This is a genomic window from Silvania confinis (assembly GCF_025564085.1).
GTDB classification, from domain to species: Bacteria; Pseudomonadota; Gammaproteobacteria; order Enterobacterales; family Enterobacteriaceae; genus Enterobacter; species Enterobacter confinis.
The window spans coordinates 161,170-177,921 of the sequence record NZ_JAMGZJ010000078.1 but is presented as its reverse complement, the minus strand read 5'-3'; the positions used below and the strand labels follow the sequence as shown (position 1 = coordinate 177,921).

Annotated in this window: 14 protein-coding genes; 11 read left to right on the top strand and 3 right to left on the bottom strand. The window is 58.3% G+C overall.

Going from position 1 to position 16,752, the window contains the following annotated elements; all coding sequences use genetic code 11:
- Window positions 1-16: 16 nt before the first annotated feature.
- Window positions 17-2,221: a mechanosensitive channel protein gene (gene ybiO / locus M8013_RS18585; RefSeq protein ID WP_271269261.1), complete on the top strand. Its 2,205-nt coding sequence runs from the start codon at window positions 17-19 to the stop codon at window positions 2,219-2,221.
- 34 nt (window positions 2,222-2,255) lie between these two features.
- Here the strand turns inward: ybiO and rlmF are convergent, their stop codons facing one another.
- On the bottom strand, window positions 2,256-3,170 hold the full coding sequence (gene rlmF, locus M8013_RS18580) for a 23S rRNA (adenine(1618)-N(6))-methyltransferase RlmF (RefSeq protein WP_271269260.1): 915 nt from the start codon (window positions 3,168-3,170) through the stop codon (window positions 2,256-2,258).
- Window positions 3,171-3,411: 241 nt separating this feature from the next.
- Between rlmF and mcbA the strand changes: the two genes are divergently transcribed.
- The 5 genes from mcbA to ybiJ all read left to right on the top strand — a co-directional run bounded on the left by mcbA (window position 3,412) and on the right by ybiJ (window position 7,832).
- Window positions 3,412-3,672: a DUF1471 family periplasmic protein McbA gene (mcbA, locus tag M8013_RS18575; RefSeq protein WP_271269259.1), complete on the top strand. Its 261-nt coding sequence runs from the start codon at window positions 3,412-3,414 to the stop codon at window positions 3,670-3,672.
- Between the two features lie 271 nt (window positions 3,673-3,943).
- Window positions 3,944-6,229 carry a catecholate siderophore receptor Fiu gene (locus M8013_RS18570; protein WP_271269258.1) on the top strand — a complete coding sequence of 762 codons (2,286 nt, stop codon included), beginning with the start codon at window positions 3,944-3,946 and terminating at the stop codon, window positions 6,227-6,229.
- A 41-nt stretch (window positions 6,230-6,270) separates the two neighbouring features.
- Entirely contained in the window at window positions 6,271-6,948 is a 678-nt protein-coding gene (gene ybiX / locus M8013_RS18565) for a PKHD-type hydroxylase YbiX (protein WP_271269257.1), read from the top strand.
- 72 nt (window positions 6,949-7,020) lie between these two features.
- Entirely contained in the window at window positions 7,021-7,287 is a 267-nt protein-coding gene (locus M8013_RS18560) for a DksA/TraR family C4-type zinc finger protein (protein WP_271269256.1), read from the top strand.
- A gap of 284 nt (window positions 7,288-7,571) precedes the next feature.
- Window positions 7,572-7,832, top strand: a complete 261-nt coding sequence (gene ybiJ, locus M8013_RS18555) for a DUF1471 family protein YbiJ (protein WP_271269255.1) — start codon at window positions 7,572-7,574, stop codon at window positions 7,830-7,832.
- 109 nt (window positions 7,833-7,941) lie between these two features.
- On the opposite strand, the gene ybiB is transcribed toward ybiJ, so the two are convergent.
- Window positions 7,942-8,904: a DNA-binding protein YbiB gene (gene ybiB, locus M8013_RS18550; RefSeq protein WP_271269254.1), complete on the bottom strand. Its 963-nt coding sequence runs from the start codon at window positions 8,902-8,904 to the stop codon at window positions 7,942-7,944.
- A gap of 263 nt (window positions 8,905-9,167) precedes the next feature.
- Between ybiB and M8013_RS18545 the strand changes: the two genes are divergently transcribed.
- The 5 genes from M8013_RS18545 to M8013_RS18525 are packed head-to-tail and all read left to right on the top strand — an operon-like array spanning window position 9,168 to window position 14,507.
- On the top strand, window positions 9,168-9,704 hold the full coding sequence (locus M8013_RS18545; protein ID WP_271269253.1) for a fimbrial protein: 537 nt from the start codon (window positions 9,168-9,170) through the stop codon (window positions 9,702-9,704).
- A 56-nt stretch (window positions 9,705-9,760) separates the two neighbouring features.
- Window positions 9,761-10,435: a fimbrial biogenesis chaperone gene (locus M8013_RS18540; RefSeq protein WP_271269252.1), complete on the top strand. Its 675-nt coding sequence runs from the start codon at window positions 9,761-9,763 to the stop codon at window positions 10,433-10,435.
- Window positions 10,436-10,448: 13 nt separating this feature from the next.
- Window positions 10,449-12,989, top strand: coding sequence for a fimbria/pilus outer membrane usher protein (locus tag M8013_RS18535; RefSeq protein ID WP_271269251.1), 2,541 nt, complete (start codon window positions 10,449-10,451; stop codon window positions 12,987-12,989).
- 16 nt (window positions 12,990-13,005) lie between these two features.
- Window positions 13,006-13,995 carry a fimbrial protein gene (locus M8013_RS18530; RefSeq protein WP_271269250.1) on the top strand — a complete coding sequence of 330 codons (990 nt, stop codon included), beginning with the start codon at window positions 13,006-13,008 and terminating at the stop codon, window positions 13,993-13,995.
- Between the two features lie 8 nt (window positions 13,996-14,003).
- Entirely contained in the window at window positions 14,004-14,507 is a 504-nt protein-coding gene (locus tag M8013_RS18525; RefSeq protein WP_271269249.1) for a fimbrial protein, read from the top strand.
- Here the strand turns inward: M8013_RS18525 and dinG are convergent.
- Complete coding sequence (dinG, locus tag M8013_RS18520) at window positions 14,494-16,671, bottom strand: ATP-dependent DNA helicase DinG (protein ID WP_271269248.1); 2,178 nt, start codon at window positions 16,669-16,671, stop codon at window positions 14,494-14,496. The genes M8013_RS18525 and dinG overlap by 14 nt on opposite strands.
- Between the last annotated feature and the right edge of the window lie 81 nt (window positions 16,672-16,752).

Genomic DNA, 16,752 nt, shown 5'->3' with positions numbered 1-16,752 from the left:
GTCACCGGAGGACGCCGTGCCGTGGATCCTGCTGCTCCTGTTTAGCCTGTTTTGCACGCCTGCCCAGGCCGTCGCCCTGCCCGGCATGCCCGCGTCCACGACGCAAACCACGCCGCCCGCTGAGCCTGACGCAGAGCAGAAGAAAGCCGCCTATTCGGCCCTCGCAGACGTGCTGGAAAACGACGCCTCGCGCAACGAGCTGATCACCCAGCTGCGCAGCGTGGCCGCCACGCCACCCGAAGCGCCGGTGCCAACCATTACTCCGCCGGCGATCGCTGAACAAAAAACAGTGCTGGAAAACGTCACCGACGTCAGCCGCCACTACGGTGAAGCGCTCTCCTCCCGCTTCGCCCAGCTGTACCGCAATCTGATCGGCTCTCCGCATAAAGCCTTCAACCCGGATACCTTCAGCCACGCCGCGCGTCAGTTTTTAATGCTGGCCGGATCCGTGTTTGCCTTTTTCTGGCTGGTGCGTCTGTGCGCCTGGCCGCTGTATCGCAAAATGGGCAGCTGGGGACGCAAGAGAAATCGCGAAAGGAGCAGCTGGTTCCACCTGCCGCTGATGATCACCAGCGCCTTTATTATCGACCTGCTGCTGCTGGCGTTGACCCTGTTTGTCGGCCAGGTGCTGAGTGAAAACATGAATGCAGGCAACCCGACTATCGCCTTCCAGCAGGCGCTGTTCCTGAATGCCTTTGCGTTGATTGAGTTCTTCAAAGCGATTCTGCGGCTGATATTTTGCCCGCGGGTGCCCGACCTGCGCCCCTTTGTCATCGACGATCGCACGGCGCGCTACTGGGCGCTACGCCTGAGCGTGCTGAGCGGCCTGATCGGCTACGGTCTGACGGTGGCGGTGCCGATTATCTCTAACCAGATTAACGTGCAGTTTGGTGCGCTGGCCAACGTGTTGATTATGCTGGGCATCACCGTCTGGGCGCTGTACCTGATTTTCCATAACAAACATGCCATTACCGCGGGGTTGCTGCACCTTGCCGACCGCTCCCTCGCCTTCTTTAGTCTGTTTATTCGCGCCTTTGCGCTGGTGTGGCACTGGCTGGCCTGCGCCTACTTTATCGTGCTGTGCTTCTTCTCACTGTTCGATCCGGGAAACAGCCTGAAGTTTATGATGGGCGCGACCTTCCACAGCCTGGCGATCGTCGGGATCGGTGCCTTCATCTCGGGCCTGCTGTCGCGCTGGATCGCCAAAACCGTCACCCTGTCGCCGCAGATTCAGCGCAGCTATCCCGAGTTGCAAAAGCGCCTGAACGGCTGGATCTCCGCATCGCTGAAAGTGGCCCGCATCCTGACGGTCTGTGTCGCCATCATGATGCTGCTCAGCGCCTGGGGACTGTTTGATTTCTGGAACTGGCTGCACAACGGCGCGGGCGAGAAAACGGTGGATATTCTGATCCGCATCGCGCTGATCCTGTTCTTCTCCGCCGTTGGCTGGACGGTGCTGGCAAGCCTGATAGAGAACCGGCTGGCCTCGGATATTCATGGCCGCCCGCTGCCCAGCGCCCGCGCCCGCACGCTGCTGACCCTGTTCCGTAACGCGCTGGCGGTGGTGATCAGCACCATCACCATCATGATTGTGCTGTCGGAAATCGGGGTAAATATCGCTCCGCTGCTGGCGGGTGCCGGGGCGCTGGGGCTGGCGATTTCGTTCGGCTCACAGACGCTGGTGAAGGACATCATCACCGGGGTCTTTATCCAGTTCGAAAACGGGATGAACACCGGGGATCTGGTCACCATCGGGCCGCTGACCGGCACGGTAGAGCGGATGTCGATCCGATCCGTGGGGGTACGTCAGGACACCGGCGCATACCACATCATTCCGTGGTCTTCGATCACCACCTTCGCCAACTTTGTGCGCGGGATCGGCTCGGTGGTCGCCAATTACGATGTCGACCGGCATGAGGATGCCGAGAAAGCGAAAGCGGCGCTGAAGGCGGCGGTAGATGAGCTGCTGGAAAGAGAGGATATTCGCGGGCTGATTATCGGCGACCCGTCGTTTGCCGGGATTGTCGGGCTGACCAGCACCGCCTTTACCCTGCGGGTGTCGTTCACCACCCAGCCGCTGAAGCAGTGGACGGTGCGCTTCGCCCTCGACAGCATGGTGAAAAAACATTTCGATTTGGCCGACGTGCGAATGCCGGTGCAGATGTACCAGCTGTTACCGTCGCCGGGCCCCGCAGCGCCGCCGCAAGAACCCACCCTGTAGCCCCGGTAAGCGTTGCGCCACCGGGGAAAGGCGCTTAGCGCTGGCGGCGTTTGGCGTTGTCCATAAAGGTCCAGGCGATAAAGCGGCTGTGCTTCTGGCCCTGCGCCATCTCTTTTTTCACCACTTTGACCGCGCCGACTTCTGTCAGGGCGCGGTACAGCGGCGGCAGGTTTTCGCCACGTGACACCAGCGTGGTAAACCACTTCACCTGACGAGCGTACTGGGCGCTCTCGGCAATCATCTTAAGGATAAAGGCCACTTCACCGCCCTCACACCACAGCTCCTGCTGCTGGCCGCCAAAATTCGCTGCGGCGTCGGTCGCCTGGCCGAGGTTGCGGCGCTTACGCTCGCTGCCCGCCCGGGCCGATTCGGCAGAGTCATGGAACGGTGGGTTGCACAGGGTGGCATCAAACTGTTCGTTTTTATGGATCACCCCGGTAAAAATCGCAGAGGCGTCCTTCTGGCGACGCAGACGGATCGCGCGGGTCAGCCCGGCATTGCCGTTCACGATGGCATTGGCGTTGGCTAACGCCTCAGGATCCACTTCGCTGCCGGTAAAGCGCCAGCCGTATTCATGTACGCCAATCAGCGGATAGATGAGGTTGGAGCCCGTGCCGACATCCAGGATAGTCGCCTGCGCGGGAACCGTGCCTTCGTTACCTTCGGCCAGTAAATCAGCGAGATGGTGAATGTAGTCTGCACGCCCCGGCACTGGTGGACAGAGATAGCCCTCCGGGATATCCCACTGCGCGACGCCGTAGTAATGGGCCAGCAGCGCTTTGTTCAGCGTCTTCACGGCCAGTGGATCGGCAAAGTTCACCGTCGGCTCGCCCGTAGGCGTCTGGGTGATAAATTCGCGCAGCGCCGGACAGCTCTCGCATAAGGCTTTCATGTCGTAACGGCTGCGGTGGCGGTTGCGTGGGTGCAACCCCGGCTTCTCGGATGTCATGGCGTTCTCCTTTAAACAGCGGCGTAAGATACCCGTTGCCGACGTCAGGGTAAATAAATCTCTGCACGGCAGAATAAATCGCGAAAATTCATATACCTGTATGTCACTGATTTGTCATAAAATTGTCAATATATGTTGTTCAAAAAACAAGCAGATCATCATCAGTTTTTTGCACTAAATCACACTCTGACCCGTTCTACACTTAGTGTGCATCACCCGTTGCCATTCAGAGGAAGTGATCATGAAAAAATACCTGGTAATGCTGGCTGCCGCTACACTCGCAGGCGCGTCGTTTACGGCATGGTCAATTGAACCACTCACCAGCAGCGATACGGGTCAACTCAGGCCAGCCGGAACCGTTCAGGCTTCTGGCGCTAGTAGCCTTGATGACCTGCAGGATAAACTGGCTGAAAAAGCGCGTGAACAGGGCGCTAAAGGCTACGTTGTTAACTCTGCCAGCGGCGATGACCGCATGTTTGGTACTGCCACCATCTACAAGTAATCCCCTCCTGCACTGCATACTGCATCCTTTTGGGTGCAGTTCGTTTTTTCGCTGCCCTCCACTTTGTGTAGATTTTTTGTAGTTAATGTAAATTTACGTATTTCATTTTCGTGACAGGAATGATAAAAAGTCACGCTAAATGATAATGTTTATCGCAATTATTATCATTTGCAGGTTCATTACGAAGATTAGCGTGGCACAGGAGACGGGCTCAGACCTGCCCTGACGTAATGGAAATTTTGATTCTAAAAATTATAAGTTACTAAACAATATGGATAAAAATCGCAACATTCCGAACAGCTTCAACTCACTGACCTTTTTTGCAGGCCTGTGCATCGGCCTTTCCCCGGTGGCGACAGCTATCGCGGCGGACAGTACGGAGAAAAAATCTGACGACACGCTGGTGGTTGAAGCGCAGCAGCCTTCGCTGTATGCCCCGGCCAAATCCGCTGACCCTAAGTTCAGCCGTCCTGTCGCCGATACCACTCGCACTATCACGGTCATCTCTGACCAGGTGCTGAAGGATCAAGGGGCAACCAACCTGACCGACGCCCTGAAAAACGTCCCCGGCGTGGGCGCGTTCTTTGCCGGTGAAAACGGCAACTCCACCACCGGTGACTCGGTGTATATGCGCGGGGTGGACACCTCAAACAGTATTTATGTGGATGGAATTCGCGACATCAGCAGTGCCACCCGCGATACCTTCAATACTGAACAGGTCGAAGTGATCAAAGGGCCATCCGGCAGCGACTATGGTCGCAGCGCGCCAAGCGGCTCGATCAATATGATCAGCAAGCAGCCGCGTCTGGACTCCGGCATTGATGCCTCCGCCAGCGTCGGCAGCGCGTATATGCGCCGTGGCACCCTCGATATCAACCAGACGATGGGTGAAACCTCTGCTTTCCGTCTGAACCTGATGGGTGAGAAAACCCACGACGAAGGGCGCGACAATATCCAGAACGAACGCTACGGCGTGGCTCCCTCGCTGGCCTTCGGTCTGGGAACAGAAAACCGTCTGTACCTGAACTACCTGCATGTCACTCAGCACAACACGCCGGACGGTGGCATCCCGACTGTCGGTCTGCCGGGCTACTCGGCACCATCAGCAGGCACCGCCGCGCTGAACAGCTCCGGTAAAGTGGATACCCATAACTACTACGGTACGGATTCTGATTACGACGACTCCACCGCCGACACCGCCACCATGCGTTTTGAGCATGACATTAACGACACCACTACCGTGCGTAACACCACACGCTGGTCGCGGGTCAAGCAGGACTATCTGCTGACGGCGATCATGGGTGGGGCCACCAACATCACGCAGCCGGATCGCAACAGCGTCGATACCTGGACCTGGTCGCGCAACGCCAACACCAAAGATGTCAGCAACAAGATCCTGACCAACCAGACCAACCTGACGACCAAATTTTATACCGGCAGCGTGGGTCACGACATCAGCACCGGGGTGGAATTCACCCGTGAAACGCAGACTAACTACGGCGTGAATGCCCTGACGCCGCCGCCGGTGAATATCTACCACCCGAACAGCAACGTCAGCATTGGCGGCTTGACCCGCAACGGTGCCAACGCCAACGGCCAAACTGATACCTTCGGGATCTACGCTTTCGATACGCTGCAAGTCACCCGTGATTTTGAGCTGAACGGCGGCATTCGTCTCGACACGTATCACACCGACTATGACAGCGCCAGCATCTGCGGCGGCACCGGGCGCGGCGCAGTGGCCTGCCCAACCGGCGTGGCCAAAGGCTCGCCGATCACCACGGTCGACACGGCCACCTCAGGCAATCTGGTTAACTGGAAAGCTGGCGCGCTGTACCACCTGACCGAGCACGGCAACGTGTACGTCAACTACGCCATCTCCCAGCAACCGCCGGGCGGCAATAACTTTGCGCTGGCGCAGGGCGGGACGGGTAACAGCGCCAACCGCACCGACTTTAAACCGCAGAAAGCCAAAACCAGCGAGCTGGGCACCAAGTGGGAAGTGCTGGATAAACGCCTCCTGCTGTCGGCCGCCGTGTTCCGCACCGACATCGAAAATGAAGTCGAGCAGAACGACGATGGCACTTACTCCCAGTACGGCAAAAAACGCGTAGAAGGCTATGAGCTGTCGGCGGCGGGTAATATCACCGCCAACTGGCAGGTGATTGGCGGCTACACCCAGCAGCGTGCCAGCGTGCAGACCGGCAATAATGTCGCGCAGGACGGTACCTCATCGCTGCCGTACACCCCGGAACATGCCTTTACCCTGTGGAGCCAGTACCAGGCAACGGACGCTATCTCCGTTGGCGCAGGCGCGCGCTACATTGGCAGTATGCACCGTGGTTCCGACGGTGCGGTCGGCACCCCCTCCTTCACTGAAGGCTACTGGGTGGCGGATACGAAGCTGGGCTATCGCGTCAACGCCAACCTCGATATGCAGCTGAACGTCTATAACCTGTTTGATGAAGATTATGTCTCCTCCATCAACAAGAGCGGCTACCGTTACCATCCGGGCGAACCACGCACCTTTATGTTAACGGCGAACATGCACTTCTGATCAACAGTGGGGCTTCGGCCCCACTTTTTGAGGAATCCTTTATGATGTATCACATTCCGGGCGTGCTGAACGCCGACGAGGTGGCGCACTTCCGCGCCCAGTTGGATCAGGCCCCGTGGGTTGACGGGCGAGCCACCGTGGGAAACCAGGGTGCGCAGGTCAAAAATAATCAGCAGGTGGATACCCAGAGCGACGTTTACGCGACGCTCCAGGCAGCGGTACTGCAGGCGGTGAATCAGCATCCGCTGTTCTTTGCCGCCGCCCTGCCGCGGCAGATCTCCAGCCCGCTGTTTAACCGCTATCAGCAGCAGGAAACCTACGGTTTTCACGTTGACGGCGCAGTACGCAGCCATCCGCAGACCGGCTGGATGCGCACCGATCTCTCCGCCACCCTCTTTTTAAGCGCCCCCGACAGCTACGACGGCGGCGAGCTGGTGGTGAATGACACCTTCGGTCAACACAGCGTTAAGCTCCCGGCGGGCGATCTGGTGCTGTATCCGTCCAGTAGCCTTCACTGCGTGACCCCGGTGACCCGCGGCGTGCGCGTGGCGTCGTTTATGTGGATCCAGTCGATGATCCGCGACGACAAAAAACGCAACATGCTGTTCGAACTGGACCGCAATATTCAGTCCCTGCGCAGCCGCCATGGCGAAAGCGACGAGGTGTTGTCGCTGCTCAACCTCTACCATAACCTGCTGCGCGAATGGTCTGAAATCTGACCCTCCGCCTTGGATTGTGCGTTTTTTGACCCCATAGTTAGGGTACGCACATTCAGCTTTCAGGAGGGGCCTATGGCTTCCGGTTGGGCGAACGATGACGCCGTTAACGAGCAGATCAACAGTACCATTGAAGATGCGGTGGCGCGGGCGCGGGGTGAAATTCCGCACGGCGAGAGTCTGAAAGAGTGTGAAGAGTGTGGGGAACCGATCCCCGAGGCGCGGCGTCAGGCCGTGCCCGGCGTCAGGCTGTGCATCGCCTGTCAGCAGGAGAAAGATTCACATTCTGCTTCACAGGCAGGATATAATCGCAGAGGATCGAAGGACAGCCAGTTACGTTGACTTGCTGGAACCCGGAGAGCCACGCAAGCGGTTTCGTCTTAGCGCATGAATTTTAAGCCAGGGTTTCGCAAAAAGTGCCCTCGCCTCGCCGTCTGTAAAGCGCAACGGCAAGAAAGGTAAAGACATTCACTGAATTTATTAATATTCAATAACTTATTTGTCATTCAAATTTTTCGAATGACGACGTCAATTCTCTTCGATTTTATCTCTCGCAAAAAAACGTGATACTTATCACATCGACGGAACATCGTCCCCTTAACAGAATAACCTGCGAGATATTAACTATGAAAACCATCAAATATGCTGTTGCTGCTGTTGCCCTGACTACTCTCTCTTTCGGTGCGTTCGCTGCACAATCTGTGAGCCCGTCTCAGGCTAACGGTATGAATAAAATCGGTGTGGTAAGCGTAGATGGCGCAACCACGCTGGATGGCCTGGAAGCACGCCTGGCTGAGAAAGCAGAAGCCGCTGGCGCGACCGGTTACACCATTACTTCCGCGAACAGCAACAACAAACTGAGCGGCACTGCAGTTATCTACAAGTAAGCTGAATCAAATCTCCATCCGCTCGTCAGTTCGCTGACGGGCAGCTCCAACCCTCATTGACCCTTTGTTACTTTTTTGGCCCGTCCATCGCTGGACGGGCTTTTTTTATTTAAAAACTCTGGTTAACCCGCGCCAGCCCGGCCTCGACCGTCTCAGCCAATCCGGTCGCCAGCAGACAACAGGCCATCTGTAACTTCAGAGAGTGAGGAACCGCCTCGCGCCCGCTCAGGCAGTGCTCAATCCAGCGAGCGGTCGTTTCAGCGTCTTTCGCCTGCGGTAACATCACGTCGCTGTTCTCTTCGCCACGCTCCAGCACCACCCGGGTACCGGCCGGTTCAATCAGCGTCTGCTGCGGACAGCGCTGCGGATTGGCATACACCTCGCCTTCGGTACCGTGCATCAGCAGTCCTCTGCCGCCGATATCGGCAAAGAATGCCGCAACGCGGGTGACATATTCCGGGTGCGAGACGCTGGAAAGCCGCAGGGCTTCATCTTCACCAAACGGCGTCGCCAGCTTCGCCAGGGTGTGGGCGCTGTTACGTACCCCCATCCGCCAGCGCATTGCCAGCTGGGTTTCCAGCGGCGGGCACAGCGTACTCACCGGGATGTATACCGGATGATGCCCTTCCAGCTTGGCCTGCGCCTGGCCGCCGTGGCGGGTCGGCTCAATGCCCAGCAGGGTAAATATGGTTTCAGTCAGCACTCGGGTCGGATCTTCGCTGACCCCGTGCACCACCACCGGGAACCCAAGCTTGTTGAGCAAAATCGCCAGCAGCGGGGTCAGGTTCGCCTGCTTGCGCGCCCCGTTATAGCTGGGGATCACCACCGGCATCGGCTTAGCCACCGGCGGCGTCAGACGCAGGGTTTGCGCCTGCATCGCCTCGTAGAAGCCGCGCATTTCGGCCTCGCCTTCGCCTTTAATACGCAGCGCAATCAGAATGCCGCCCATCTCCAGTTCCGGCACCTCGCCGTTCAGCATCCGGGTATACAGGGCCCGGGCGGTATCATGATCGAGGTCGCGCGCGTGGTTCTTACCCCGTCCGACCTCTTTGATAATTTTGCGATAATCCACGTTATATCTCCTTGTGACATCTTGTTAACACTATAGCGTTGATAAGGCGTCATCGGACAGACATTTCTCTTATCACTACAGAGTGAAAATCAAAACATCTCTTTGTTATTCAAGTGAAAATTTAATTTCAACTGCTAACGCAATCACTATTGACCCTGCCAATAGTTACTCACCAACAATAAATTTCATAAATTAGCCTCCGTTAAAAGTCGCCCCGCTTTTTTCGTCGATTCAACCCAATGGATATTTTTAAAGGAATTATTATGCGTAAAATTGTGTCCGGCACCTTTATTGCCGCTGCGTTATGTTGCTCTGTTTCCGCCTGGGCTGCGACCAGCGGCGAGGGGCAAATTAACTTTACGGGCGAAATCATCGACTCCGCCTGCCAGGTGGTCAATGGCGTCAGCAGCCCGCTGGATGTCTCGCTGGGTAAAGTGTCGCAAACGGCCTTTACCGGTTCTGGTTCCACAACGTCGACCACCCGTTTCGATATTCAGCTCAAAGACTGCCCAGAAACCATCACCAGCGCCGCCATCACCTTTGGCGGTTCGGCGGATGACACCAATGCGAACGTGCTGGCGGTAACGCCGGGCACCGGTGCAGCAACCGGCGTCGGTATTCAGTTGCTGGATAAAACAGAAAATCCATTGAGCTTATATACCGCCTCGACCAGCTATGCGCTGCAGTCCGGCACCACCACCAACGATCTGGTATTTGGCGCACGCTATATCCAGACCGGCAGCACCATCACCGCCGGTCCGGCAAATGCCGTCTCAACCTTTACCGTCGTCTATAACTAATCCTGCGCGGCCTGGCCCTGTGCGGCCAGGCCGCGTTTGCTTTTTCAGAGCCCGCTATGCGTAAAACTGTTTTGATTTCTTCCCTGTTATTAATCACCAGCATCGCTCACGCGGGCGTCATTATTGAAGGAACCCGCTTAATTTATCAGGGAGATAAAAAAGAGTCCTCACTGGGTATTTCCAACCCGGATAACCTCGACTATCTGGTGCAGTCCTGGGTCGAGAGCGCAGACCATACGCGGGAAAAAGCCCCTTTTCTGATCACGCCACCGCTGTTTCGTCTCGACGGCCACCAGGATAATGTCCTGCGCGTGGTGCGTACCGGAGGCAATCTGCCGACCGATCGCGAGTCGCTGTACTGGCTGAATATCAAATCAATTCCATCAACCGCCCACGATGAGAACAGCAACACCCTGCAAATCGCCATCAAAACGCGCATTAAACTGCTCTACCGCCCGGCGGGCCTCAGCGGAAAACCGGACGAGATGGCCGATAAACTACGCTGGCACAAACAGGGCAATAACCTGGTGGTGAGTAACCCAACGCCGTTTTACATGAATTTCCAGACCATCGACGTGGGCGGTAAAAAAGTCGATAACGTCACCTGGGTGGCCCCCGACAGCGACGCGCACTTTGCCGTGCCCGGCGGGATCAGCGGTACGTCCGTAAGCTGGAAAATCATCAATGACTACGGCGCGGTAAGTCACGCCTGGTCTGCGCCTTTGCAATAAGTCCGACATCGCAATGCCCTGGGACTATTCAACTGACGCGCCACGCAAATCCGCCCGCACCCTGCTGGTCGCGCTCGGCTGCGCGGCGCTGAGCTTTTGCGTACAGCAAGTGCTGGCGGAAGACTATTTCAACCCGGCGATGCTGGACATCGACACGCCCGGCCAGGGCAAAACTGACCTTTCGGTCTATGAGTCCGGTCCGGGCATTGCACCGGGAAGCTATCAGGTGGATGTCTATGTGAATAACAATAAAGTGGCCAACCAAAAAATAGCCTTTGGCCTGCAAAAATCCGCCACCGGACCGGCTACCCTGGCGCCCTGCCTCTCAGTCGAAACGCTTAAAAACCTGGGTATCCAGAGCGATAAATTCAGCGTCACGCACGATGACAGCTGTGTCGATCTCTCTGGGTTACCTGCCGCCAGCGCCACCTTTCGCCCCGGCCAGCAGCAGCTACTGCTGAGTATCCCGCAGGCGGCCATCACTCCGGTTCCCCACGGCTATGTGGCCCCGGAAGAGATGGACGAAGGGATCAACGCCTTTCTGCTCAACTACAGCTACTCCGCCGGAAACAGCCACAGCCGGGGTGATGATGGCGGCCATCAGAGCAATGAATACTTGAACCTGCGCCCAGGGCTGAACCTCGGCGCCTGGCGTCTGCGTAACTACTCGACCTGGAGCCAGACGCGCGACGATCGCACCACGCAGCGCGATTTCTCTTCAGTCTACAGCTATGCCCAGCGCGATATCCTGGCGCTGGGCAGCGTCGTTACGCTCGGACAAAGCGCGACCCCGTCGGATGTATTCGACAGCCTGTCGTTTACCGGCGCACAGTTAGCCTCGGACGACGACATGCTGCCGGACAGCATGAAAGGCTTTGCCCCGCGCATTCGCGGCGTGGCGCACAGCAATGCCCAGGTGGTGGTGCGTCAGAACGGCTATGTTATCTATCAGAACTACGTCGCTCCCGGTGCGTTCGACATTAACGATCTCTACCCCACCGGCGGCAGCGGCGACCTGAACGTCACCGTCAAAGAGACCGACGGCAGCGCGCAGCACTTTGTGGTGCCTTACGCCTCGGTCCCCGTCCTGCAGCGTGAAGGGCGGTTCAAATACAGCCTGACCGGCGGGCGCTACCGCAGCTATGACCACAGCGTAAAGGAAACTCCGTTCCTGCAGGGCACGGGGATCTACGGCCTGCCGTACGATATCACCGCCTACGGCGGCATGCAGACCAGCCAGTATTATGACGCGCTGGCGCTCGGCACCGGCAAAAACATCGGTGACTGGGGTGCCTTTTCGGCGGATATGACGGCAGCGAAATCGCAGATGCAGGGGCAAAAAACCGAGCACGGCCGCGCGTGGCGGGTACGCTACAGCAAAGACGTTGCCAGCACCGGCACCCACTTTACGGTGGCCGGGTATCGCTACAACAGCGACGGCTTCGCCACGATGTCGGATGTGATGGACTCGCACACCCACAATGATGACTGGAGCCCGGCCGACAGGCGACGCACCCGTCAGGAAGCGACCCTCGACCAGTCGCTGGGAGGGGCCCTTGGCTCAATGACGTTAAGCCTGGTGAAAGAGAATTACTGGAACAATAACCAAAGCATGACGTCTTTCAGTCTCGGCTATAACGGCAGCTGGAAGGGCATTAGCTACGGTATCAACTATGGTCTGAGCAAAAACACCCAGGATAATGAAGATGAAGACGATCGGGAAGATGAACAGACCTTCGGCTTTAACGTCTCGGTTCCGCTGGATCACTGGCTGAGCAATACCTGGGTCAATTACACCCTCAACACCAGCAAGCACGACACCAGCCAGAGCGTCGGCCTGAACGGGACGGCACTGGAGAGAGACAACCTCAGCTGGGGCGTGCAGCAAGGCCACAGCCAGTCCAGCGGTTACAGCACCAATCTGAACGGCGATTACAAAGCCACCTACGGCGAAATGACGGCAGGTTACTCGCAGGACAATCAGCAGCGCCAGCTCAACCTGGGCATGCAGGGCAGTATGATTGTGCACGCCAACGGCGTCACGCTCGGCCAGCCGATGGGCGATACCGTTGCGCTGGTGCAGGCACCGGGGGCAAGCGGCACCGGGATCGATAACCAGACCGGAGTTAAAACCGACTATCGCGGCTACACTATCGTGCCTTACGTCACCCCATACCATCACAACACCGTGGCGCTGGATACCGAAAGCCTGCCCGCTGGCGCAGACGTCGGCCAGGCCGCCAAAGTGGTGACCCCAACCCGGGGCGCGGTGGTACGCGCAAGCTTTGATACCCGCGTCGGCAGCCGGGTGCTGCTGACCCTCACCCGGGCCGATGGTCGTCCGGTACCGTTCGGCGCAACGGCGGCACCGGCCCATGACAGCGGCGAATTTATCGTAGGCGATGGCGGTCAGGTCTACCTGACCGGGATGCACGCCCAGGGCAACCTTAACGTCAACTGGGGCAACGGCGCTGGCGCGCACTGCTCCGCCCACTATCACCTGCCTTCCCACTCTGCTGACCCGGTGATAAGCGTCACCGCCCAGTGCTCCTGACGACATCGAGGACAACATGAAACCCTTTCGTTACGGCTGTGTGCTGGCCCTGTTTGCCGCCCTGTGGCTGGTGATGCCTCAGGCGATAGCGGCCTGCTCTACGGCGGATCTGCCGTGGAATGCCACGCCAGGCACGCTGACGGTGCCTGCCACCCTTGGCGTTGGCAATGCGGTTCCCGGCTCTGCCCGCTCGCATACGGTGAAAGGGCACTGTGACGCGACCGACAGCGGCAAGCCGATCACCGCCTGCCATCTGGGCGAAGGGGAAGAGGTGCCGGGGATGCCGGGAGTGTATCGCAGCGGTATCGAAGGGATTGGCATCGAGCTGCTGAACAGCGCCGGACAGCCGGTGCGGGGCCGCGCCGCCCACTGCGACAGCAGGAGCACGCCGCTGGGCTATGTCAGCCACGACGGCTCGGGCAGCTTCAGCGTGTCGCTAACCATGCAGCTCATCAAAACCGCCAACACCGCGGGCCAGCCGACGACAACGACGGTGCATAACGGCATCTGGTCGCTGGGGATCTATCCCGATGAGCAGCTGGGGCAGCTTAACGCCGTGCGCTATGGCGGTAATCTGGCGCTGAAAGCGACCACCTGCTCAGTCGATCCCAAAAGTCTGACCGTCTACCTGGGGGATTTTCCCGTGAGCCAGTTCACTCATGTCGGCAGCACCAGCGACACCAAAACCTTTAATTTAACGGCGACCTGCTCCGATGCCGTGACGATGACCGCCAGTGTGACCAGCCCCTATGGCGCGGTATCGATCCGCGATGGCAATGATGTGCTGAACGTTGCGCCCGGCAGCGACAGCGCCACCGGGATTGGGGTCATTATGATCATCGACGGGGTGTGGTTGCGCTACGACTACCCCATCCCATTTGGCGACAGTACGGTACCCAATCAGCCGTTTAATCTGCCCTTCAAGGTGCAGTACTACCAGACCGACGAGAAAGTGAGCGCCGGGAAAGCCAACGTCATCGCCACTATCGACATTGAATACCGCTGAAGGATCCTATGAACAAACCCCTCACACTGCTGTTGCTGCTGGCAAGCCTGTCCGCGTCGGCCACCGACGTCATCCTCAGCATCAAAGGCAATATTTACGACACCGCTTGTCAGGTGGACAGCGCCAGTCAGAATAAGGTGGTGGATCTCGGCCAGGCGGTCGCCAGCGATTTTAAGGCGGTTGGGGATATCGGCGTGTGGAAGAACTTTGATATCACCGTCTCGAATTGCCCGCAAAGCCTGACGCTGGCCACCATTCAACTGGACGGCCAGCGCGATTTGCTACACCCGTTTAAGTTTGCCAATAACGGCACGGCTAAAGGACTGGCGCTGGAGATAGCCGATCGCCCAGACATGATTATTCTGGCTCCGGAAGCACGCTTTAACGCCGTAATTGACCCCGTCACCCACACCGGGGATTTCCCGATGGCGGCGCGCTACTACACCTCACACACACCCGTCACGGCGGGCACGTTTTCGAGCGTGGTGCAGATTACCTTCACTTACCAGTAGGGCCGCGCCGCCTGGCAGAATGGCTTTTTTTACGCACGGCAGCCGGTTTTGCCGGGCGTTTTTTGACCTCGGGAACCTCGGGCTGCTCAATGGGAAACACCGGCAGGGCGTTCAGTAAACGCTTGCCGTAGTTTTTCGTCAGCAGGCGTTTATCGTAGATCACCACTTCGCCCCGGCAGGTGTGGCTGCGGATAAGACGCCCCACCTGCTGGATCAGGTTAAACGACGCCGCCGGCAGGCTTTGCACTTCAAACGGGAAGCGGTTCAGGCTTTTCAGCCATTCACCCTCGGTGAGCACCACCGGGCTGTCGATCGGCGGGAAGGCAATCTTGTGGATGTGCACCTGGGTCAGGTAATCGCCTTTCAGATCCAGCCCTTCAGCAAACGACTGTAGCCCGACCAGCACGCTGCGCTCGCCACTGTCGATGCGTTTACGGTGCAGCTCCACCAGCCGGTAGCGGGGCTGATCCCCCTGCACCAGCAGCAGCAATCGCAAGTCGGTGACGAAGGTTAAAAACAACTGCATCGCCCGGCCGCTGGCGAACAGCACCAGCATGCCAGGGTATTTTTTACTTTCCAGCTGTTCGCGGAAGAACGCAGCCATTTCGGCAAGGTGCTGCTCTTCGTTGTCGATCAGCGGCTCGTAGTGCATCTGCGGGATCACCAGCTTGCCCTGCTCGCAGTGGTTAAACGGTGAATCGAGGGCCACAAAGCGATCGCCTGCTTTTTCTTTCAGGCCGCTCATCTCCTGCAGGCGCGAGAAGCTGTTCAGCGAACGCAGCGTCGCGGAGGTCACCACCACATGCGGGACGCTGCGCCAGAGCAGCTTTTCCAGCTGATCGCTGACGCGAATGCCCACGCAGTGGAAGAACAGATGCACCTGCCCGTCCTTCACTTCGCGCGTCGCCCACTTGGTGACCGGGGCACCGGAGGCCTGCGCCAGCGACGCCAGCCGCCAGAGTTTGCTTTGCCCCTCAAACATGCCCAGCGCGCGGTTCATCTGCAGCAGGATCCGGTGCAGTCGCACCACGTCATGGCTGCCGGTTTTTTCACTGAGATCGTTCAAGAACAGCTCCGCCAGCCCGCGCAGCTTCTCAATCAGCTGCGCCAGCTCGCGACAAATGGCCATGATTTCATCCGGCAGCGCGCCCATCTCAAAGCGGTGCTCCGCCTCCTGGCCAGGCGGAAGGTAGAGATCGAGAATGTTATTCAGCGAGGCGATATGGCTATACACCGTTTCGCAGTGCTCGCTGAGGCGCTCCGGGACCGACAGCGGCGGGATGGTCTTCGGGCGGAACTGATCCATGCAGGTGGCAACCAGCTTGCAAAACAGATCGAGCTGCAGGCGGAACCACGGCGCGGTGATTTCGGCGCTCATCTCCAGCGCGTCGCGGGCGACGTCCGGCAGATGGTGGCCTTCGTCCAGCACCAGCAGCAGGTTTTTCGGGTCCGGCAGGACCGCTTCACTCTCCATCGCCGCCATCACCAGCGCGTGGTTGGCGACCACCACTTCGGCTTCCTGGATTTCGCGACGGGCGACAAAGAACGGGCACTCCCGGTAGTAGTGGCAGTTACGGTTCAGGCAGCTGGCCTTGTCGGTGCTGAGTCGGCGCCACAGATCGTCGGCAATCGCTTTGTCGGTATGATCGCGCAGACCGTCCCATTTATAGCCGTCGAGATCGGTCTTCAGCCGGGCGCACAGCTCCTGCTCGGCTTTGTTATTCGGCGTGAGATCGTCATCGAGAAACGCCAGCAGATCCTGCTGGGTCGGTTCGCTACTGGCGAGCGCCGTCAGGTTGCGCGGGCAAACATAGCGCCCGCGCCCGAAAGCGGCGGTAAAGCGCAGCTCGGGGATGATTTTGCGCAGCAGCGGCAGGTCTTTGCTGTAGATCTGATCCTGCAGGGCGACGTTGGCGGTACTGATCACCAGCGTTTTTTGCTCTTCCCGGGCGATGGCGATGCCGGGGATCAGGTAGGAGAGGGTTTTACCGACGCCGGTCGGGGCCTCAATTGCCAGATGCCGGCCTTCATCACCGGCGAGCGTTTTCGCCACATCGGCAATCATCTGCCGTTGCGGTGCGCGGGGGATAAAATCGGGAATCTGCTGTTGCAGCGCCTTATACCAGGCGGCAATTTGCGCTTTTAGCGCGGCGGTTAAAGCCATGATGAACCTGAAGTACTGTATAAACAGCCACTATTGTGGCACTTTCTCTGGCGGGTCGCAAAAAAAAAGCCCGGCTTTACG

What these genes read in the sequence shown, in the direction of transcription:
- rlmF (WP_271269260.1), bottom strand. Translation starts at nt 3,170, where the DNA reads ATGACATCCGAGAAGCCGGGGTTGCACCCACGCAACCGCCACCGCAGC.
- mcbA (WP_271269259.1), top strand. Translation starts at nt 3,412, where the DNA reads ATGAAAAAATACCTGGTAATGCTGGCTGCCGCTACACTCGCAGGCGCG.
- M8013_RS18570 (WP_271269258.1), top strand. Translation starts at nt 3,944, where the DNA reads ATGGATAAAAATCGCAACATTCCGAACAGCTTCAACTCACTGACCTTT.
- ybiX (WP_271269257.1), top strand. Translation starts at nt 6,271, where the DNA reads ATGATGTATCACATTCCGGGCGTGCTGAACGCCGACGAGGTGGCGCAC.
- M8013_RS18560 (WP_271269256.1), top strand. Translation starts at nt 7,021, where the DNA reads ATGGCTTCCGGTTGGGCGAACGATGACGCCGTTAACGAGCAGATCAAC.
- ybiJ (WP_271269255.1), top strand. Translation starts at nt 7,572, where the DNA reads ATGAAAACCATCAAATATGCTGTTGCTGCTGTTGCCCTGACTACTCTC.
- M8013_RS18545 (WP_271269253.1), top strand. Translation starts at nt 9,168, where the DNA reads ATGCGTAAAATTGTGTCCGGCACCTTTATTGCCGCTGCGTTATGTTGC.
- M8013_RS18540 (WP_271269252.1), top strand. Translation starts at nt 9,761, where the DNA reads ATGCGTAAAACTGTTTTGATTTCTTCCCTGTTATTAATCACCAGCATC.
- M8013_RS18535 (WP_271269251.1), top strand. Translation starts at nt 10,449, where the DNA reads ATGCCCTGGGACTATTCAACTGACGCGCCACGCAAATCCGCCCGCACC.
- M8013_RS18530 (WP_271269250.1), top strand. Translation starts at nt 13,006, where the DNA reads ATGAAACCCTTTCGTTACGGCTGTGTGCTGGCCCTGTTTGCCGCCCTG.
- M8013_RS18525 (WP_271269249.1), top strand. Translation starts at nt 14,004, where the DNA reads ATGAACAAACCCCTCACACTGCTGTTGCTGCTGGCAAGCCTGTCCGCG.
- dinG (WP_271269248.1), bottom strand. Translation starts at nt 16,671, where the DNA reads ATGGCTTTAACCGCCGCGCTAAAAGCGCAAATTGCCGCCTGGTATAAG.